General features: G+C 38.3%; 18 protein-coding genes and 3 pseudogenes. 17 read left to right on the top strand and 4 right to left on the bottom strand.

Features of this window, described 5'->3' with window-relative positions:
* Positions 1-2 precede the first annotated feature (2 nt).
* The 14 genes and pseudogenes from HPOKI112_RS04895 to HPOKI112_RS04830 all read left to right on the top strand — a co-directional run bounded on the left by HPOKI112_RS04895 (position 3) and on the right by HPOKI112_RS04830 (position 14,269).
* Complete coding sequence (locus HPOKI112_RS04895; RefSeq protein ID WP_000880314.1) at positions 3-284, top strand: DUF3240 family protein; 282 nt, start codon at positions 3-5, stop codon at positions 282-284.
* 69 nt (positions 285-353) lie between these two features.
* Entirely contained in the window at positions 354-641 is a 288-nt protein-coding gene (locus tag HPOKI112_RS04890) for a virulence factor (RefSeq protein ID WP_025276134.1), read from the top strand.
* Between the two features lie 200 nt (positions 642-841).
* A pseudogene (locus HPOKI112_RS04885) lies at positions 842-2,502 on the top strand (dynamin family protein).
* A 1-nt stretch (position 2,503) separates the two neighbouring features.
* Positions 2,504-4,836, top strand: a pseudogene (locus HPOKI112_RS04880) (dynamin family protein).
* The gene (locus HPOKI112_RS04875; protein ID WP_025276133.1) at positions 4,833-6,728 is read left to right on the top strand and encodes a dynamin family protein; all 1,896 of its coding nucleotides are present in this window, start codon (positions 4,833-4,835) and stop codon (positions 6,726-6,728) included. The pseudogene HPOKI112_RS04880 and the gene HPOKI112_RS04875 overlap by 4 nt, the downstream one beginning before the upstream one ends.
* A 138-nt stretch (positions 6,729-6,866) precedes the next feature.
* The gene (locus tag HPOKI112_RS04870; protein ID WP_000401702.1) at positions 6,867-7,805 is read left to right on the top strand and encodes an NAD(P)H-dependent glycerol-3-phosphate dehydrogenase; all 939 of its coding nucleotides are present in this window, start codon (positions 6,867-6,869) and stop codon (positions 7,803-7,805) included.
* Positions 7,806-7,818: 13 nt separating this feature from the next.
* Positions 7,819-8,716: pseudogene (gene glyQ, locus HPOKI112_RS04865) on the top strand (glycine--tRNA ligase subunit alpha).
* A gap of 1 nt (position 8,717) precedes the next feature.
* Complete coding sequence (locus tag HPOKI112_RS04860; RefSeq protein WP_025277002.1) at positions 8,718-9,449, top strand: GTP cyclohydrolase I; 732 nt, start codon at positions 8,718-8,720, stop codon at positions 9,447-9,449.
* A gap of 9 nt (positions 9,450-9,458) precedes the next feature.
* The gene (locus HPOKI112_RS04855) at positions 9,459-10,223 is read left to right on the top strand and encodes a zinc ribbon domain-containing protein (RefSeq protein WP_025309885.1); all 765 of its coding nucleotides are present in this window, start codon (positions 9,459-9,461) and stop codon (positions 10,221-10,223) included.
* On the top strand, positions 10,224-11,405 hold the full coding sequence (gene waaA, locus HPOKI112_RS04850; RefSeq protein WP_025309884.1) for a lipid IV(A) 3-deoxy-D-manno-octulosonic acid transferase: 1,182 nt from the start codon (positions 10,224-10,226) through the stop codon (positions 11,403-11,405).
* 11 nt (positions 11,406-11,416) lie between these two features.
* Positions 11,417-12,145 (top strand): RluA family pseudouridine synthase, encoded by a 729-nt coding sequence (locus HPOKI112_RS04845; RefSeq protein ID WP_025309883.1) that lies wholly within the window; start codon positions 11,417-11,419, stop codon positions 12,143-12,145.
* 9 nt (positions 12,146-12,154) lie between these two features.
* Positions 12,155-13,009: a prolipoprotein diacylglyceryl transferase gene (gene lgt / locus HPOKI112_RS04840; RefSeq protein WP_025309882.1), complete on the top strand. Its 855-nt coding sequence runs from the start codon at positions 12,155-12,157 to the stop codon at positions 13,007-13,009.
* Positions 13,006-13,638 (top strand): oxygen-insensitive NAD(P)H-dependent oxidoreductase RdxA, encoded by a 633-nt coding sequence (rdxA, locus tag HPOKI112_RS04835; RefSeq protein WP_025309881.1) that lies wholly within the window; start codon positions 13,006-13,008, stop codon positions 13,636-13,638. Before lgt ends, rdxA begins: the two co-directional genes overlap by 4 nt.
* A 64-nt stretch (positions 13,639-13,702) precedes the next feature.
* A complete protein-coding gene (locus HPOKI112_RS04830; protein WP_025309880.1) occupies positions 13,703-14,269 on the top strand; it encodes a hypothetical protein in 567 nt (188 codons plus the stop codon).
* A 1-nt stretch (position 14,270) separates the two neighbouring features.
* Here the strand turns inward: HPOKI112_RS04830 and HPOKI112_RS04825 are convergent, their stop codons facing one another.
* On the bottom strand, positions 14,271-14,927 hold the full coding sequence (locus HPOKI112_RS04825; RefSeq protein ID WP_025309879.1) for a CinA family protein: 657 nt from the start codon (positions 14,925-14,927) through the stop codon (positions 14,271-14,273).
* 10 nt (positions 14,928-14,937) lie between these two features.
* Positions 14,938-15,552: a recombination protein RecO gene (gene recO / locus HPOKI112_RS04820; protein ID WP_025309878.1), complete on the bottom strand. Its 615-nt coding sequence runs from the start codon at positions 15,550-15,552 to the stop codon at positions 14,938-14,940.
* An 80-nt stretch (positions 15,553-15,632) separates the two neighbouring features.
* On the opposite strand from recO, the gene accD reads away from it, so the two are divergent.
* The 3 genes from accD to HPOKI112_RS04805 are packed head-to-tail and all read left to right on the top strand — an operon-like array spanning position 15,633 to position 17,991.
* On the top strand, positions 15,633-16,502 hold the full coding sequence (gene accD / locus HPOKI112_RS04815; protein ID WP_025309877.1) for an acetyl-CoA carboxylase, carboxyltransferase subunit beta: 870 nt from the start codon (positions 15,633-15,635) through the stop codon (positions 16,500-16,502).
* 13 nt (positions 16,503-16,515) lie between these two features.
* Positions 16,516-16,968: a 23S rRNA (pseudouridine(1915)-N(3))-methyltransferase RlmH gene (gene rlmH, locus HPOKI112_RS04810; protein WP_001203887.1), complete on the top strand. Its 453-nt coding sequence runs from the start codon at positions 16,516-16,518 to the stop codon at positions 16,966-16,968.
* Positions 16,969-16,977: 9 nt separating this feature from the next.
* Positions 16,978-17,991 carry a LapA family protein gene (locus HPOKI112_RS04805; protein ID WP_025309876.1) on the top strand — a complete coding sequence of 338 codons (1,014 nt, stop codon included), beginning with the start codon at positions 16,978-16,980 and terminating at the stop codon, positions 17,989-17,991.
* A 403-nt stretch (positions 17,992-18,394) separates the two neighbouring features.
* Here HPOKI112_RS04805 and HPOKI112_RS04800 read toward each other — a convergent pair whose 3' ends face one another.
* Both HPOKI112_RS04800 and HPOKI112_RS04795 read right to left on the bottom strand, forming a co-directional pair.
* Positions 18,395-18,757, bottom strand: coding sequence for a hypothetical protein (locus HPOKI112_RS04800; protein ID WP_025309875.1), 363 nt, complete (start codon positions 18,755-18,757; stop codon positions 18,395-18,397).
* A gap of 317 nt (positions 18,758-19,074) precedes the next feature.
* Positions 19,075-20,565, bottom strand: a complete 1,491-nt coding sequence (locus tag HPOKI112_RS04795) for a Na+/H+ antiporter NhaC family protein (RefSeq protein WP_025309874.1) — start codon at positions 20,563-20,565, stop codon at positions 19,075-19,077.
* Positions 20,566-20,678: the final 113 nt, after the last annotated feature.

The following is a 20,678-nucleotide window of genomic DNA, read 5'->3' as shown; positions in this document are numbered from 1 at the left end:
ACATGCTCGCTTTAGAAATTTATATTGATATTTGCTTGAAAGACGCTTTAATAGATTATTTATTTGAAAAAGGCTTTGATGATTTTTTTTATGTGGAATGCTATAAATACGCCGCTTCTTCGCTGCTTTTAAGCCAAAAAGAGCAGGTGAGCGGGCGTAAAGACTACGCTAAATTCAAGCTTTTTTTAAGCGATGAGATCGCTTTATCTCTAGCTCAAGCCTTAAAAAATCAGTTCGCTTCTAAAGAAATGAAATTGTTTTATTCTCAAACGCATGGGTTGTAAAACGCATGGGTTATCAAACGAAATTCTAAGTAAAAACATGCTATAACACAAACCAATAAAGGAATTAAGATGTATGCTGTAACCTTTGACCTTGACACCAATTGCTTGAATGAAAACGCAATGAATTTCTCAAAAGTTTATTTGGATATTGCTAAATTCATGGAACAACATGGCTTTAAATGGCAACAAGGCAGCGTGTATTTTGGCGATGAGACCATCAACGCTGTTACTTGCGTCGCTACGGTGCAAATTTTAGCCAAGCAAATACCAAGTTTTGCGATCTGCGTTAAAGATGTCAGAATGTTAAAAATAGAAGAAAACAACGATTTAATGCCGGCTATCAAGATTGTTTTATGAAATTGAGTATAATGAGAGCCATTAAATGGTGCTAGGAGTTTGTAATGGTTGTTATTCTTAAAAATTCGCTTTCTCTCTCTCTCTAGTTAGTCGCTTTATCTTTTCACCCCCATATAAACCCATATAAACCCTTTTTAGGGATTTTTTGGGGATTTTTGCGTCTTGTTTAGATTTTAGTTTTTAATTTTAAAGGATTGATGATGATTTTACGCACACAGACGAATTTTGTGGAGTTTTAGAACAGGTTTTAGAAGTTTTAAAAGGAGTGGAGATTGATAAAACAGAATGTTCCACGCTTTTAGAAAGCATTCAAAAACAACAGCTTGTCATACCCGTTGTGGGGAATTTTAGCGCAGGGAAAAGCACGCTTTTAAACCGCTTTTTAGAAAAGAGCGTTTTGCCTACCGGTATCACGCCAGAAACTTCTTTAGCCACTGAGTTGCACTATAGCGCTAATGAACGCATAGAAGCTTTTTCAAACAATGATGAAAAAGCGGAAAGTTTTGAACTGAATGAGCAAAGTTTTGAAGTGATTAAAGACAATGCCACGAAGTATTCCTACCTTAAGGTCTATTTGAATAATGAAGCCCTAAAAGATAGCGCACCTTTAGTGTTTGTGGATATGCCAGGCTTTGATAGCCCCATTTCAAGCCACACCCATGCCATTTTGGAATATTTGGAAAGGGGCGTGCATTTTGTCATTCTCACAAGCGTAGAAGAGGGCAATCTCACCAAACGCATGGTTAGGGAGTTAAAAAACCTTTTAGAGTTTGACAAAGGCCTTAGCTTTATTTTGAGTAAAACGAATTTAAGAACGCCTTCGCAAGTGGGAGAAATTTCTCGCTACATTCAAGAGCAAATCCAAGATCACCTTGATTTGACAACGCGCCTCATCCATTCCAATAAAGACAATAACGCTCTTTTAGAGGTAGCGGATAAAATAGACGCTGAAAAGCTTTTTAGCGCTTTGTATTTGAAACGATTGAAGTTTTTAAATTCCCAGTTACAAAACAGCCTAAAAAGCGTGATTAAAAGCTTTGATTATTCTAAAGAAAAGGCTTTAGAAGAAATACAAGCGTTGGATTTGAGCGTTAAAGACATTGAAAAAACCTATGAAAAATTAAGGGCTAATTTAGAAGAAGAATATTCTAGCGTGGCTGTGGGATCGGTGGTTAAAAAAGTAGTAGGAGAGGTCAGGGAGCAAAAATCTTATTTAGCCACTTTAATAATCAAATGGCCTGGCAACTTGACTAAAAAGATTAGTAGCGAAATAGAAAGCGTCATGCAACAAAGCTTGATCAAAAACACTAAATTAGAGATTGAAAAGATCAACCTTTCTTTTTCAAAAGATTTTTGCGCGGAATTTGAAAGCCTGAACAACACGCAGCTTTCTAGCGATTTGTTTGTGAATTTAGAGCATAGCCTTGAATTAGGGATCAACGCTTTAAGCTTGTTTCTATCTAAAAACCGGGCTACAAGACCATTCGCGCTGATTTTGCAAGGGTTAAAACCTCTTTTAAAAGAATTATTGATCTTACTGCCTAATATCATCGCTTCATTCTTTAGAAACGAGGAAAAAGAGCGGGCGAAATTAGAAAATCTGATTGAAGTTAAAGTGATACCAGAGGTTCAATACAAGCTTAAAAAAGTTTTACCGGGCTTGTTTAATGAATGCTTGGAAAATTCCCTAAAAGGTTTAAAAGATCGGTGCGAATTAGAAATCACGCATAAAAAACAAGAAATCGCACTCGCTCAAAAGGAAAAAGAAAAACACTTAAACGATTTAGAAGATCAAAAACAAATCTTAGAAAACAAGATCAACGCTTTAAGCAATTTAGAACAACAATATTTAAAGGATTAAAATGAACGCGCAAGAACTCATTAAAAAAAGCACCTTAATTGAAAAAACGCTAAAAGAACAAGGCTTGCAAGAAAGAGCTGCACCTTTTATCAGCGATAACGCTGTGATTAAAACCGAAGAGTTAGAGAAAACGCTAAAAGAGATGCAGGCCAAAGATAGGAATCTTAAAGTTGGCATCATCGGGCGCGTGAAAGCGGGTAAAAGCTCGCTCTTAAACGCTTTGATTTTTGAGGGTGTAGAGGTTTTACCCAAAGTGGCAACGCCCCCCATGACCGCTAGCCTCACTGTTTTAAAATACGCTCAAAATCTGAGCGCTGAAGTGGAGTTTTATAGCCAAAAGGATATTTTAGAGCTTAAAAACGAACATGCAAGGTATGAAAGGGAATTTCAAAGAATGGTTGGTGAATAAGTCAAAAAAGAAAAACAGAGTTTGTTAAATAGGGCTAAAGAGGGACTTAAGAATCTTAACAACAAGTTTAGCGGAAACAAAAGCGATAAAGAAGCGCCCAAAGAGAGGATTTTAAGCGATAAAGAAATCAACGAAAGGGCTGAAAGGATCGCTAAAAACGAGTTAGAAAAGGATGCGAGACTCGTTTCATCGCACGATCAATACGAAAAAATGAAAAAAAGCGGATTGCTCAACACGGAAAAATTGGATCCACGCATTCAAGCCAATAGCTTAGAAGAGCTGAATCAAAAATTGCTCCAATTCGTGGGCGCGAACGGGAAGTTCATGCCCTACACTAAAGCGGTGCAGATTTCTTTGAATAACCCCAACCTTAAAGATTTGGAAGTGATTGACACCCCAGGAGTGAACGATCCGATCGCTTCCAGGGAAGAGCGCACCAAAGCCTTATTGAAAGATTGCGATGTGGTGTTTATTGTAAGCCCTTCTGGTCAGTTTTTAACGGATAGCGATATGGATTTGTTTGACAGGGTTTCTAATAAAGAAGGCCTTCAAGAAATTTATTTTGTGGCAAGCCAAGCCGACAGTGCTGTTCTTTCTATGAGTGAGGTAGAAAAATCTCGCCAACATCTCCCTACAGCCTTTGAAAACGCGCAAAAATCCCTTTCATCTCAATTAAATAATATCATGGGAGCGTTGATTGAAAACTACCCTAACCAACGAGAGGTTTTTGAAAAAGCGATCAAAAATGGGGTCATTTTGGCTTCAGGAGTTTGCTTTAGCATATATAAAGATTTTGAAAACCAAGCTTCTTGGGAAAGAAACCAAAAAACAGAAGAGTATCACAATGCCTTACGGAATTTAAAAGATTTTTACCCTGACGCTTTTAGTAGCGATGATAAGTCTAAGGAAAGCTTATTGTTTTTAAGCAATATGGGCGCGATTGAAGAGCGTTTAAAAAAGTCGCAAAAGAGAAAGAAAAAATCATTTCTCAAAAATTGCAAGACTATGCACAGAGCCAAGCCAACAACCTCCATAATTTGATTGTGCAGTTGTTGCAAGACCTAGAAGATGAAAAAAAGAGGGTTAAAAACGCTGACATTAGCGCTATCAAAGAGCAAATAAAGGCTTATCAAAACCTTTCTGGTAACATTGAAATGAAGTTTAGGGAAGCGTATGAAGAATTTATCTTTCATTTCATCAAAAACACTAGAGATGGCTTGAATGAAACCTTAATGAAAGCTATCCGAACGGCTAAAACGCGCTCTAGAGAAGAAGAGGAAGAAGAGCATTATATTGAGAGAGTGGAGCAAGGCGGTTTGGGATGTTGTGCAAGATTTTTTGGTAGCGTTTTTGGTGAAAAAGATTGGGGCTATAATGAAGTAGAACGCACAAGAGCAGTCATTAAAGCCGGAGCGGTGCTTGATTATTTAACAGATATGCATGAACGCTGCGAAAGTGCTTTGAATGACAGCGCTAATTCTTTTAAAGTCGTTTTCAAAAAAGAACTCTACGCTAAAGTCTTTAAACAATTGCGTGAAATCATCTCTGATGATTTGATTGATGAGGTGGCTTTCCAAAAAAGCGTGATAGCTGTTTTAGATTCCATTGAATTTAAAGAGTTTGATTATACTGATAAGCTTCCTAGCGAGATAAGGGGGAAAACGGGCTTTTTAAAAGGCGATGAAGCTAATGCTTTCATACAAAGCGTGGGGAATTATGTGAGGAATTTTGAATCTGAGGCTAAAAAAGATGTGAAAGGCTATATCCAAGGTTTAAGAGAGACTTTAGAAAGGCAAAACTTTGCCAGCGATACGCTTAAAAAACTCCAAAAAGACATGCAAAATTTGCACAATCAAGTGCAAAACAAAGAACAATCCATCGCTCAATTAGACGCTCAAATCAAGGCTTTAATGGGGATTCAATGAGTATTAATTTTTTTAATGGTATTTTTAATAACAATAGCAGGGCTGAAAACCACCACAATACAGAGGGGTTAAAAGAACGCTACGATCTAATCGCTCGTATTTTAAACGCCAAAACAAATAATGAAGGGCTAGAAGAATACCAGCAGATTTTAGACAACGAGTTTTTAGAGTTCGCTAGCGGCGTGGATTCGCTCAAAGAAAAGGAAATAGCGTTACTGACGCTTCAAGAAATCCAAAAAGAATTGCAATTGGTGGCGAGCTACCCTAGTTTGTTCCAAAAAACCATCGTTGCGGTGGGGGGAGGGTTTAGCGCGGGCAAATCCACTTTTTTAAACAACTTGTTGGGCTTGAAATTAAAACTCCCTGAAGACATAGATCCCACCACAGCTATCCCCACTTATTGCTTGAAGGGTAAAAAAGAGGTTTTAATGGGGTTTTCTCAAAATGGGGGCATGGTGGAATTGCCCCATCTCACTTTTGACCATCAGTTTTTAGAATCCCTTGGCTTTAATTTAAAAGAAATCATGCCTTTCATGCTCTTAAGCGCTCCTAGCGTGCCTTTTGAATTTTTATGCTTCATAGACACGCCTGGCTATAACCCCGGCAATCAAGGCTATACGGGTGGGGATAAAGAAGCCTCTAAAGAATCCCTAAAACACGCTAAACACATTTTATGGCTCGTTAGTTGCGAGTGTGGGGATCTTCATAAAGATGATTTAGAGTTTTTGCAAGAATTATATGAAGAAGAGGGCAAGCAGGTTTTTATCGTATTGAGTAGGGCTGATAGGCGCACCAAAAGCCAGTTAGAAGTAGTCGCTAAGAAAATTAGAGAGACTTTAAAAGATAATGGCATTGAATTTTTAGGGATTGGCGCTTATAGCGCTACAAGGTATCAAGAAATTAAAGAGTTCAGCGAAAAAAGCCATGTTTTTGACTCGCTTGAGAAATTTCTAATGAAGTTAAATCAAAGGAGCGAGAAACAAAACGAAATTTTAGGATATTTATACGAGGTGCATCGGATGTATGAAAAGGCTATTAAGCAAGACGCTAACCAATTCAAACGCTACCAAAGAGAATTGCGTTCTGTTGGATTGGATTTAATGCAAAAGGGCTTTGATGACTTCAGCGATGCTACCTTTAATAAAATTTATTCGCTCAACAAAGAATTTGCCGAGCAAGAGCGATCCAAAAGAGAGGGTTTAGAGAGATTGAACGGAGTGATCAACTCGTTTAAAGATAGCATTGATAAGGTTTTTGATCGTGTGAGCGCTTTCACTTGGGAAAAATACAAAGAACAAAACGACGACGAAGAGAACGATGAAGCAAACTACAGAGAGTTTGAAGAAATCAAAGAAATGGCACTGTATTTTAGGGATCTCAATTTGTTTTATTTGGATTGGTATGAATGGAGTGAAGAAGAGATCCAAAGAGAAAAAGAGAGAACAGATTATTTTAATGATTTTCTTCAACTGCACTACTCTTTAGAAAATTTGCAAACGCTTAGGGAATTTAAAGAAACAAATGAGAAAGTTTATCAAGAGTCTTTAAACGATGAGGAGCTTCAAAATAATTTGCGGGAGTGGAGGGATTTAAAAAACACACCGGAAGAAATAAACCGCCGAGAGTTTGAAGAAATCAAAAAAATGGTGCTGTATTTTAGGGATTGGTCCATGTTTTATTTAGATTGGTATGATTTGAGCCAAGAAAAAATCCAAGAATTTAGAGATGCGATGGATAATGATAATAGACTGCTCCAATTAGACTATTCTTTAAAAAATTTGTCAATACTTAAATGGTATAAAGAAACAAATGAGAAAGTTTATCAAGAGTCTTTAAACGATGAAGATCTTCAAAACGATTTGCGGGAGTGGAGGAGAACAAAACGGCGGTGATCTAGATTAAAGCGTGAAAGAGATTTCTGATTTAAACTACCCTATTTTTAATCAAAGACAGCGTTTTGATTGTAAGGGCTATTTTAAACTTATTATTGTAAAATGGTGAGTTTTACAATCAATGAGATTAGGAATTTAATGGAAATTGCAGTATTTGGTGGCGGGGCGTGGGGGAGGGCTTTAGCCTTTGCTTTTGGAGAAAAGAATGAAGTCAAAATCATTTCAAGGCGCGATTTAAACGAGCCGTTAAAAAAGCTCAATGACGCTTTGATTTCTAAAGGTTCTGCCCCCATAGAGCAAGTGGATTTACAAAGAGGCTTAAAAGCAGCGCTCTATGTCATCGCTATTAGCGTGCAGCATCTAAGGGAATGGTTTCAAAACGCTTCTTTACCCAAAAACGCTAAGGTTTTAATCGCTTCTAAAGGGATAGAGGTTTTAAACAGGGCGTTTGTGAGCGAGATCGCAAAGGATTTTATCGATCCTAACGCTTTGTGTTTTTTAGCGGGTCCTAGTTTTGCGGCTGAAATCATTCAGGGCTTGCCTTGCGCGTTAGTCATTCATTCTAATAATCAGGCTTTAGCGCTAGAATTTGCCAATAAAACCCCCTCTTTTATCAGAGCCTACGCCCAACAAGACATCATAGGGGGTGAAATCGCTGGCGCGTATAAAAATGTGATAGCCATTGCTGGGGGGGTTTGTGATGGCCTGAAATTAGGCAATAGCGCTAAAGCGAGTTTATTATCTCGTGGTTTAGTGGAAATGCAACGCTTTGGGGCGTTCTTTGGGGGCAAGACAGAGACTTTTTTAGGGCTTTCTGGGGCTGGGGATTTGTTTTTAACCGCTAATTCTATTTTATCTAGGAATTATCGTGTGGGTTTGGGGCTAGCTCAAAACAAGCCTTTAGAGGTGGTTTTAGAAGAATTGGGCGAAGTGGCTGAAGGGGTGAAAACGACCAACGCCATTGTGGAAATCGCTAGAAAATACGGCATTTATACGCCCATTGCGAGCGAATTAGCCTTGCTTTTAAAGGGTAAGAGTGTGCTAGAGAGCATGAACGATTTGATCAGACGCGCTTAAAAGGAAAGAGAGCATGCAAGATTTTTCAAGTTTATTATTAAAATTACAAGAGTATTGGAAGAATCAAGGCTGTTTGGTGATCCAGCCTTATGATATTCCTGCAGGAGCTGGGACATTCCACCCGGCCACGCTTTTAAGGAGTTTGGATAAAAAGCCGTGGAATGTGGCGTATGTCGCACCCTCTAGAAGGCCAGCGGACGGGCGCTATGGGGAAAACCCTAACCGCTTGGGGAGTTATTACCAATTCCAAGTAGTCATCAAGCCAAGCCCTTCTAATATCCAAGAAATGTATTTAAAAAGCTTAGAAGTGTTAGGGATAAACCTTAATGAGCATGATATACGATTTGTAGAAGACAATTGGGAGAGTCCGACTTTAGGGGCATGGGGGCTTGGCTGGGAAGTGTGGCTTGATGGCATGGAGGTTACGCAATTCACTTATTTCCAGCAAGTGGGGGGCATTGCTTGCAGCCCTATCCCTGTGGAAATCACTTACGGCTTAGAAAGATTGGCGATGTATGTCCAAAAAGTGGAAAATATCCTAGAGATTGAATGGGCTAAAAAGGATAATGAAAGCGTGCGTTATATGCAAGTGCATTTAGAAAGCGAATACGAATTCAGCAAGTATCATTTTGAAATAGCGAGCGTGGAAAGGCTATTAGAAATGTTTAAAAACGCTCAAGCCGAAGCCTTGCATTGCTTAAAAAACAAGCTCCCCTTGCCGGCTTATGATTTCGTGATGCTATGCTCGCATTTTTTTCAATATTTTAGACGCCAGAAAAGCGATTTCGGTGGCTGAAAGGCAAAATTATATTTTACAAATCAGGGATTTAGCCAAAGGGTGTGCACTTCTTTATAAAGAGCAAGAAGAAGAGAGGGAAGAGCGCTTAAAAAACGCTTTAACAAAGGTTTAAAATGGCGTTAGTTAAGGAAGTGTTGGGAGTTTTGAATCGCCTTTCGCCTTTTGAACTCCAAGAATTGTGGGATAATAGCGGGTTGAATGTGGGGAGTGAAAACCATGAGTTTAGCGAGATTGTCGCATGTTTAGAAATCACGCTTCAAATCGCTCTAAACGCACCACAAAACGCCCTAATCATCACGCACCACCCTTTAATTTTCAAGCCCTTAAAAACGCTTAACGATGAGGCTTATCCGGGCAATATTTTAAAAATCTTAATCCAAAAAAACATTTCAGTCATCAGCATGCACACGAATTTTGACAAAACGCATTTAAACAAGCATTTCGCTAGTGCGCTTTTAGGGTTTGATGGCTTGATGGAAAAAGGCCTTATGTTGGTGAAAGAAAACGCTAATATGGAATTTGATGCGTTGGTGAAAAAAATCAAATCTTCTTTAGGGGTGGGATCCTTAGCGTGTGTCAAAAGCTCTCCAATCATTAAAGATTTAGCGTTTGTGTGCGGATCGGGAGCGTCCATGTTCTCTTCTTTAAAAGCACAAAGCTGCTTGATTACAGGCGATGTGAAATACCATGACGCTATGATCGCTCAATCTTTAGGGATAAGCTTGATTGACGCCACGCATTATTATAGCGAAAGGGGTTTTGCACTGATTGTGGCTGAAATTTTGCATTCTTTCAATTATTTGGTTACAATAGAGAATTTTAAAAACCCCTTGCAAATCATTTAAAGGAAAGCGATGAACACCCACCTCAAACAATTGATTGAAATTTCGCATTTGGATAAAGAAATTGACTCCTTAGAGCCGTTGATCAGAGAAAAACGAGAAGACTTGGATAAAGCCTTGAATGATAAAGAAGCTAAAAATAAAGCGATTTTGAATTTAGAAGAGGAAAAATTAGCCCTAAAATTACAGGTTTCTAAAAACGAGCAAACCCTACAAGACACGAACGCTAAAATCGCCAGTATCCAAAAGAAAATGAGCGAGATCAAATCTGAAAGGGAATTGCGCTCTTTAAACATTGAAGAAGATATTGCTAAAGAACGCTCCAACCAAGCCAACAGAGAAATTGAAAACCTGCAAAATGAAATCAAGCACAAAAGCGAAAAACAAGAGGATTTGAAAAAAGAAATGCTAGAGCTTGAAAAATTAGCACTGGAATTGGAAAGCTTAGTGGAAAACGAAGTCAAAAACATCAAAGAAACCCAACAAATCATCTTCAAAAAGAAAGAAGAACTCGTGGAAAAAACCGAGCCTAAAATCTATAGCTTTTATGAAAGGATCAGAAGATGGGCGAAAAACACGAGCATTGTAACGATCAAAAAACAGGCTTGTGGGGGTTGTTTTATTAGATTGAACGATAAGATTTATACTGAAGTGCTAACGAGTGGGGATATGATCACTTGCCCGTATTGCGGGCGTATTTTATACGCTGAGGGTGCGTATGAAAACAGCACTCAACCTCCAAAAGAAAGCCAAGAAGAAAGCCAAGAATTAGTTTGATTGTTTAAGTTTTTCTACCTTTTATTTTTAACTTCGGGGCATCTTATTAGTGCACCTTTCATCTTTTTTTGGAGTTTTAAGGAAAAATACCGCCATTCTTTAAAGGCTCGTTTTTTTCTCAAAGACAATCTTTTAAAAAGCGAGCCGGTTTTTTGGTTTCATGCATGTTCTTATGGGGAGGTCAAATCCTTAGAGCCGATCATTCAAGCCTTAAAAGAGCCGATTTTAATCAGCGTTACCACTAATACCGGTTTTGAATTAGCCACTCAAACTTATCAGCATTCTAAGCATATAGAAGTGCGTTACCTGCCTTTTGAAACCCTATTATTTGCATGGAAAAAAAACTTAAAACGCTTGAAAACTTTGGTGGTTACAGAAGCGGAATTGTGGTTTAATGTGTTTGATACGGCTCAAAAATTAGGGGCAAAAACCATGCTCATTAACGCTAGGATCAGCGTTCGCTCTTACCCTAAGTATCAGCGTTTTTCTTTTTTTTATGCACTTTTATTCAAACGCATTGATTTGATTTTAGCGCAAAGCAAGGACGATAAAAAGCGCTTGTTGAATCTAGGGGCAAAAAAAGTGGTGGATTTTTTAAATATCAAGCGTTTTTCAAAGCCTGTGATCGCTTCGTTTTACCCTAAAAACCCAAGCGCTTTAAACATTGTTTTAGCCAGCACGCATGAGGGCGAGGAGGAATTAGGGTTAAAAGCGTTTTTGGAGTTCAAAAAGATGCATAAGAACGCAAGACTGATTGTTGTGCCGCGCCATCCTGAGCGTTTTAAAAGCGTGCAGAATTTATTGCAAGATGCTTTAAAAGCGACTCGTTTTAGTTTAGAGTGTTTTTCTTCAAAAGGTTTTGTGGAATGCGATATTTTGTTAGTGGATCGTTTGGGGGAATTGAATAATTTCTACCAAATCGCAGATATTGTCATTTTAGGGGGTTCGTTTGTCAAAATGGGGGGGCATAACCCTTTAGAGCCGGCGTTTTTTAATGTGCGCCTAATCACAGGGGAGCATCTTTTCAACCAAGTAGCGTTGTTTGAATTAGTCAAGCCTTATAAAATCGTTCCAAAAGAGGATCTGTTGGACGCTCTTTTAGATTACAAAAATTTAGGCGTGGCGCGTTTTTTAGAAAACGGGCATGATTTAAACGAATTGCTCGCATTCATTAAACATTAAAAAGGATAAACATGGAAAAAGCTTATAAAATATTGAGCGTTCAAGAAAACGTTTCGCATAAAAAAGCTAAAGCTTTGATCGATTCAGGGTTAGTGAGTATAGGGGGGCAGAAATTGATGGTCGCCAGAAAAGAATTGCCCAAAAACACGCGCTTTAGCGTCCAAAAAATTGAAAAACCCAGCGTGATTTTTGAAGATGAAAATGTTCTAGCCCTTTTTAAACCCCCTTTCATAGAGAGCTATGATCTAGCCTCTTTTTTCAAGGATTGGGCACTGTTGCACCGCTTGGATAGAGAAACAAGCGGGGTGATTTTATTGGTGAAAGAAAATTCAGAATTCCACTCAAAAGCTAAAAAGGCTTTTAAAGACAGGGCGGTTAAAAAGGAGTATTTAGCGCTCGTTCAAGGGATTATAGAAGAAGAGCGAGAAATCAACGCCCCCATTCTCACGATTAAAACCACTAAAGCGTTTAGCAAGATCTCTAAAAAAGGGCAAGAAGCGGTTACAATCATCACGCCCTTAAAAATCATCAACAAAAAAACCCTTTTAAAAGTGGGAATCAAAACCGGAAGAACGCATCAAATCAGAGTCCATTTAAAGCATATCAACCACCCCATTATAGGCGATACGCTTTATAATAATGAGCCAGGTTCAGCCAAACGCTTGATGCTCCATGCGCATAAAATCTCGTTATTGGGGTATGAATTTGAAGCGATCCCCCCTAAAGAATTTGAATTTTAAGGATTGATCATGAACGCTTGGAATACGATTTATGATCAATTTAACCCCATCGCTTTTAGTCTTGGCAGCATTGAAGTGCATTGGTATGGTTTGGCGTATGCGTGCGCGATTGTTACCGCTTTTTATATGGCGTTAAGAATGATCCAAAAAGACCCCAAGCGATTCCCCATTGAAAGGAAGGAATTTGAGAGTTATTTTCTATGGGCGGAGCTTGGCATCGTGCTAGGGGCAAGGGTAGGATACATTCTCATTTATGAGCCTAATTCCAGCTATTATTTGACGCATTTTTGGCAAATCTTTAACCCTTTTGATAGCAATGGGGATTTTGTAGGCATTCGTGGGATGAGCTATCATGGGGGGTTGGTGGGGTTTTTGATCGCTTCGTATCTTTATAGCCGTAAGGATTTGAAAAAGCTTTTGATTTATTTGGATTTGATTGCGATTAGCCTGCCTTTAGGGTATGTTTTTGGGAGGATTGGGAATTTTTTAAATCAGGAGCTGGTGGGGAGGGTTGTCCCCAAAGACAGCCATTTAGGGCAAATCATAGGCATTATGGTGGATAACGAGTTGCGTTATCCCAGCCAATTGATTGAAGCGTTTTTAGAGGGGGTTGTCGTGTTTTTAATGGTAATGTGGGCTAAAAAACACACCAAAACGCATGGGTTGCTGATTGTGGTTTATGGCTTGGGGTATTCCTTGATGCGCTTTATTGCGGAATTTTACAGAGAGCCGGATAGCCAAATGGGGGTTTATTTTTTAAATTTGAGCATGGGGCAGATTTTAAGCTTGCTTATGGTAATTGTTTCGTTAGGGATTTTATTGTATGCTACGAAAAATTCTAAAAAAATAAAGGAAAATCAATGAAATTTTTGGATCAAGAAAAAAGAAGACAATTACTAAACGAGCGCCATTCTTGCAAGATGTTTGATAGCCATTATGAGTTTTCTAGCGAAGAATTAGAAGAAATCGCTGAAATCGCCAGACTATCGCCAAGCTCTTACAACACGCAGCCATGGCATTTTGTGATGGTTACTAATAAGGATGTAAAAAAACAAATTGCAGCACACAGCTATTTTAATGAAGAAATGATTAAAAGTGCTTCAGCGTTAATGGTGGTATGCCCTTTAAGACCCAGCGAGTTGTTACCACACAGCCACTACATGCAAAATCTCTATCCGGAGTCTTATAAGGTTAGAGTGATCCCGTCTTTTGCTCAAATGCTTGGCGTGAGATTCAACCACAGCATGCAAAAATTGGAAAGCTATATTTTAGAGCAATGCTATATCGCTGTGGGGCAAATTTGCATGGGCGTGAGCTTGATGGGATTGGATAGTTGCATTATTGGAGGCTTTGATCCTTTAAAAGTGGGCGAGATTTTAGAAGAGCGTATCAATAAGCCTAAAATCGCATGTTTGATCGCATTGGGTAAGAGGGTGGCAGAAGCGAGCCAAAAATCACGAAAATCAAAAGTTGCTGCAATTACTTGGTTGTGATTAAACAAAATCAAAAACTTTTTAACTATAATCAAACTCAAATTAAAGTTTAAGGAGTGGCATTTTGTTTAAAAGAATGGTTTTAATCGCTCTTTTAGGGGTGTTTTCAAGCGTTTCATTAAGCGCTAAGAGTCTTTTAAGAGATGATGAGATTTTGGTTTCTGATTTAAAGAGCATGAAATCAGAATTATCTGATGCTCCTGCTTGGGTTTTTGAAGACCCTAAAGTCCCCTATGAAGAAATGGGCGTGGCGTATATCCCTGTTAATAATAAATATTTAGGGATTGAGCAAGCGACTTTAAACGCTAAATTGAGCTTGATCGTGGTTTTTCATGAAATCATGTTGAAGTATAAAAAACGCTTCATGGAGCAATTCCATGAGTCTGAGCAAACGGCTACGAATATCAGCTACGCTATCTATAATTACCTAGCGACTAAGATCCAAGTAGCCTACACTTACACGAATTTAAAATCGGAGGTGGCTGTGGTGAAAATCAAGCTAGTGGGTTGCCAGATTGAGCAAATCAAAAGGTATTTAAAAGCGAGCGTTGAAGAGCTTAACGATAATGAAATCGCCTACATCGCTAAGGTCGCTCAAAAAGAATTTGGTAGCGTTTGCGCTTTAAGGTAGTTTATAGCATTCTAGCGAGCATGTTTAGGGCATGCTCTACGCTTTTATTTTGAATGCTTTCTCTGCTCCCTTCAAAAAAACAGCGATCGATTAAAGCTTGAGATCCTAGTTTTTGTGCACCAATATAAATCGTGCCTACAGGATTGGCCTTGTTCCCCCCATTAGGGCCAGCCACCCCACTGATCGCAAGCGCTAAATCCACTTTAAAATTCAAAAACACGCCTAGTAGCATTTCTTTCACGCATTCTTCGCTATAAACCCCAAAGACTTTTAAAGTCGTGGCATTGACTTTCAATAATTCGCGCTTCACCTCTTCATTGTAACACACAATACCCCCCATAAAAACCGCTGAAGCCCCGCTAATGGAAGTGAATGCATGCGATAATAACCCCCCAGAGCAACTTTCAGCCACCGCAATTTTTAAATCTAAAGATTTCAAGCGCTCTATTAAAGCGTTTGCACTTTTTTTGTTATCGTCTAATTCCACAATATTGGAGTTAAAAAGCGTTTTAAGATAAATTCTCGCTTGTTTGATATTCTCGCCTTTTAATTCAATGCAATCTTCTTTGACTTGAGCGAGAATGTCCAATCGTTTCAATTCTTTTTCAATCAAAATAAAACCGCTCTCATTATCCATATTCAAAAATTTAAATTTCATTTTTAACCTTTCAAAACCCTAAATTCAGCGTGCGCCATAATTCTTCCACTTCTTCTATTTCTAAATCAATCGTGCTTTGAGTGCGAAAAAAAGCTTGGATTTTTTCTAAATCCAGGCTTTTAGTTTTCAAACAAGAGGGGTGCGCTAGAATAAACCCTTGCGCTAAAGCGACAGAACGCTCTAATTTTGCATCGCATAAAAAACAAGAATTGTAATTTTGCAAGCGCCCTTCAAAATTCAAAAGCGTGGCATACATTTCTAAAATCACTCTTAAGGGGTGCTGTTTGGAGAGTTTGTTAGCCCCATCATCTAAAGTGTCAAAATAGACACTATCCAAAGAATGCACGCCTTCTAAATGCCTAAACAAGAGAGCGCAAAAGCGTTGCCAAAAAAACAAGCACTCCATTTCTCTTTCCCAAATATAGCCTAAATGCAAAATATTCCTTAACTTGGGTAAAAATTTATCATCGTTTTCTTCTTCAAAATCAATTTTACGCCCCACATTCAGCACGCTGTGGCGTTTGCCATAGAAACGATAGAGGGTTTTGAGCTGGTTTTTGGTTAAAACGCGCACGATCAAATCTTCATCTCTTATGCTTTGTGTTTGTAAAAGAAACCCTTGCATCACTACTCTTAAGCTAATTTTGTTTATTATAAGCAAAACTTGGATACAATCCTAATAAAACTGCAAAATTAAGGAAAAACATGGGATTTGCAGATTTCTTTAAAAATTTTAAGATCAATAAATTGCGGACAGCACCAAGTAAGGAAGAACAGCCAAGCCATTGGGTGAAATGCCCTAAATGTTATGCGTTAATGTATCATAAAGAAGTGTTTGGTAAATACAGCGTGTGTTTGAAATGCCATTACCATTTCCGCATGAACGCAACTGAAAGGATTGAATTTTTATGCGATGTGGGGAGTTTTGAAGAGCTTGATAAGCATTTACGGCCTAATGATCCTTTAAATTTCGTGGATAAAGAGAGTTATAAACAACGCATTAAAAAATACGAAAAAAGGACTAACCGCCCAAGCTCCGTGATCAGCGGTGAGGCTAAAATCAACCGCATGCCTTTGCAGATCGTGGTGTTTGATTTTAGCTTTATGGGGGGGAGTTTAGGCTCTGTGGAAGGCGAAAAGATCGTAAGAGCGATCAATCGCGCGGTCGCCAAAAGAGAAGCGTTATTGATTGTTTCAGCGAGTGGGGGGGCTAGGATGCAAGAATCCACTTATTCGCTCATGCAAATGGCTAAAACGAGCGCGGCTTTGAACCGATTGAGTGAGGCCAAACTCCCTTTCATTTCGCTCTTAAGCGATCCCACTTATGGGGGCGTTAGCGCGTCTTTTGCTTTTTTAGGGGATCTCATCATCGCAGAGCCTGGGGCGATGATAGGCTTTGCAGGGCCTAGGGTGATTAAACAAACCATAGGGGCGGATTTGCCTGAGGGCTTTCAAACAGCGGAATTTTTATTAGAGCATGGCTTGATTGATATGATTGTGCACAGAAAGGATTTGAAAAAAACTTTAAGCGATCTCATCGCTATGATGACGCATAAGACTTCAAAGATTTTTTAAAGTTTTAACATTGATGCGTTGCGTGGTGTATTCTATCGCTAAAAGTTCGCCTTTAGAGTTAGTGAAAATCTATCAAAAGCAATGCAGGCAATTTGATTGCGAGCTGGAATTGGTGGATTTATTCCCTAAAAATACCGCCAACGCTCAAAAAATCTCTAAAGAACTCGCTCAAAAAAGCTACTCTCTAGCCTTTGAGCCGTATTTAAACCCTAAGGCAAAAAATATTGCCTTACACCCTAAAGCTCAAAGGGGCGATAGCTTTGCGTTTAGTAAAATGTTAGAAAATCATCTTAATATTAATTTTTTTATCGCTGGAGCGTATGGGTTTGAAGAAAATTTTTTAAAGGATTGTCAAGCTTGGAGTTTGAGCGAGATGACTTTTAGCCATGAAGTGGCTAAAATTGTCCTATGCGAGCAAATCTATAGGGCTTTAAGCATTATTTTTAAGCATCCATACCATAAATAGGAGGTGCACATGCGTTTTTACATTATCTTTACATTTTTGTTTATTGTGGGTTTTGGTGTGTTTGTTTATAGTATTGATCCGCAAGCTTACGCCTTCAATTTAGGGAGCTACAGCTTTAATCTTCCCATTGCGGTATGGCTTATGGGCGTTTTGGGCATGTTCGCTTTTTTTTCATGGGTTTTTTTATTCAAGCACAATCTCAGCCATAAAATCCGCTTATACCATGAAAAAAGGGATTTTGACAAATTGCTCAAACAAATCCTGTCTCAAGACACCCAAAAGACTTTTTTAAAAACGAAATTTAAAAGCGATCTCGCTAAAAACCTCTCTCAAATCTTAGCCCGCTATGATTTAAAGGCTGATTTAAACACGCCAAATAGCGGGTGCGAAAAAGTGGATAACCTTTTTAAACATTACCACAATATAGAAAATAACACCCTTGAGCCTAAAGATCACGCTAAGCATTCGTTAGCTTATGAGCATGCTTATTTTTCTAAACGCTTGAAAGCTTTCATCCATAACGATTTGAAAAACGCCTTTGAAGTTTTAACAAACGCACAAATCCCTTTGGAATTACGCCGCTACGCTTTTATAGAAATCGCCCAAAAAGGCAGCAAAAAAGAGATTTTAAAGGCTTTGAACGCGATGCAAGAGAACTTGGACAAAGAGTGCGTGAAGTCTTTTTTAAAAGCCTTTTTTGAAAAATCTTTAAACACAGACACTTTAAAGATTTCAGAGCTTTGCAAAAAGGTGGGTTATGACAAGAATGATTATTTAAAGCTTGCGCAAAAAGCGCAAAAATTTCTTGTCCCCGATCAATGGTTCCAATTTTTTGAGATTTTAAGCCAAGAAGACGATAAGGCGCAAAAAGCCTTTTTATTCGTGCTGTTAGAATTAGAAATGAACGATCTCGCTAAGGAGCATTTAGCGGTTTTATCCTTTGAAGAATACATGCTTTTAAACGCTTACATGGATTTGAAACAAGAGCATAAAAAAGCCTATAAGTTAGAAGCGTTTTTGTAGGGGGTTTGTTTGGCTTCATGTTTTTAGGGCAGATAAAAATAGATGGTTGCAAAAAATTCAAGAAATGGGCTAATGGAGTCGTTTTTAGCGCCAAATGATAAGAGGAAAGACGCTAATGCTTTAAACCTTGATGAAACTAACCCTAAAAGAAACAATTAAAGCCAAAAATACGCTTTAACCCACCATAAAAAGTTTTAGTAACCCGTATTTGATGAAAACAGAGCTTTTTTATTTTTTAAATTTTTTATGAATTTTATCCGTATTTTAAAAATACTTTGCTCAATCAATACAACAAAAAGAGTTTTAAGAAGATTTAAAAAAGGGCTAAAAAATAAATTTGTGCTTTTGAAAGATGATATTTTAAAAGATGATAAGGGTATTAAAGAATACCCCAAATAACGCTTTAAAAACGCACCACTATAGTGGCCATGTATGAACCTGATTTGAAGTTGCTAGGAGCACCTTCGGGCAATTTGATATGGAAATACTTTTGACAACCATTGATCGCTTTTTCATAATTTTTAGTGAAAGAATGATGATGGCGGTTTTCTAAAGGCCCTTTCATGTGTTTGCTCGTCAACGCAGAATGCTTTAATTTGACAAACAAAAGCAAGTTTTCACCGAACAACGATTTCATTGTGAAAGCGAACGCTCGTTTATAAAATGTCCGTTTGTCAATATCAATCCCAATAATCCCACTTCCAGCCGAATAGACTGAAGGTTTTGAATACAACTTCAGATCATCGCCACTCAAAACGCTTAACAAAATTCCTAAACTTATTAGTGTCCCAACCCCATTTTCTTTCCTTAAGATATAATATTATCCGTATGTTTAACAGATAAGGAAATTTAACCTAAAACACCTTAATGGTTGATTAAAAAATTAAAAAAAATGTATTTTTTAAAAAAGCGTTATGATTTAAGAGGTTTGTGAAGATTTTTATAATTGATGGTTATTTTTGAATAATTTTTTTAAATTGATTGATAATGAGATAAGACTCTTTTTTAATCCAGTAAGGATCGCTAAAACCTTATTTTAATTTTAAAAAATGGGATTTTTAAATTTTTAGGTCAATGCCCAATTTAAGTTTTTAGATTTTCACCATACAACCTTTTTAAAAGATAAAACACCCCCACAAGCAAAGCTACACCGATGACAAGAGCGAGCGAGCGTGAATGCATAAAACTTGCCACCCCCAAACTCACCGCGCTGCAAAGCATCGCAATAGTCGCATAAGGGAGTTGCGTGATGAAATGGCTTTGCACCGAACACCCTGCCCCTGCAGCCGATAGTATAGTCGTGTCAGAAATGGGGCTTGTGTGATCGCCATAAACCGCGCCTGAGAGGATCGCTGAAACAATCAAAATAATATCGCTTTCATTGGCCATGCCCGCTCCAATGGGTAGCATGATCGCAAACGCCCCCCAGCTTGTGCCGGTAGAAAAAGCGATAAACCCAGAAATTAAAAAAAAGATTAAAGGCATATACGCACCTCCCCCGCTATTTAAAAACCCCTTGCTGATGTGGGCCAAGTAAATCCCCGTTTGAGCGTCGTCCCTAATCACAGGCCCGATAGCCCAAGCGAGCGTTAAGACTAGCATCGCCGGCCCCACACTCTTAAAGCCATCCAACATGAGTTTAAAAAAGCTCCCTTTTTCTAAAAACTTATAAGCTAAAAGATAGGTAACAATGAGCGAAAACAGCCCCCCATAAAAGAGCGAAAAGCTCGCATCAGTGTTTTTTAAGATCACTCCTGTATAAAAAATCAATGATGAAATGGACACGATCAATAATAAAATAGAAAGGGGTAACAGGCTTAAGGGGGCTAGTTTTGAAGAGCTTTCTTCTTGTTCGCTATAAAAATCCTTCACGCCTATGTTTTGATACTTCCTCATGCTAGGGAGGTTGATTTGCCATAAAATGGTGAGAAAGACTGCAATGAGCGCAAAAATCGCATAATAATTACTGCTCAAGCTTTGCACAAGCACCGAAAAACTATCTTTTAATAAGGGCGAGCTGTCGTTATTCATGATCCCCATGATATATGCCCCCCAGCTAGAAATAGGGACTAATAAGCACACCGGCGCTGAAGTGGAGTCTATAATATAAGCCAAGCGCTCTCGTGTGGAGTTATGAGCGTCGTTTAAAGACTTTGAGATTTGCCCCACGGTTAAAGCGTTAAAATAATCATCTACAAAAATAATAATGCCTGAAAAAAAGGCGATAAATTCGGGGGTTTTGGCGTTTTTTGAGTATTTTTTAGCTTTTTTGACAAAGTTTTGCACGCTACCGGATTTTAAAATCACTTGGCTTAAGACGCCTAAAAAGATTAAAAACCCAAAAACATAAAGGTTGGAAAGATTGAAATGAAGCCCTTTTTCTGGCTCGTAAGTGTAAAAAACGGAAGTGATTTTGATATAGGCATATTCTACGATGTAAGAAAGGTGTAACGAATGCATTAAAACAGCGCTCACTAAAATGCCCACAAACAACGAGAGCGCGACTCTTTTAGTAAAAACCACCATTAAAATAACGCTAAGAGGAACAATAAGGCTTGATGCTGACAATCCCACCGAATAAAATCCTTTAAACTAATCTTTAAATTTCAATTAAAAGAGACAATCAATATTCACAAAATTCTTTGTTAATTAAAAGAAGAGATGAATTTGCCAAAACAAATCGCTTA

The sequence above is a fragment of the Helicobacter pylori oki112 genome (genome assembly GCF_000600085.1).
Taxonomy (GTDB): domain Bacteria; phylum Campylobacterota; class Campylobacteria; order Campylobacterales; family Helicobacteraceae; genus Helicobacter; species Helicobacter pylori_CY.
This window is presented reverse-complemented; position numbering and strand designations above follow the sequence as displayed.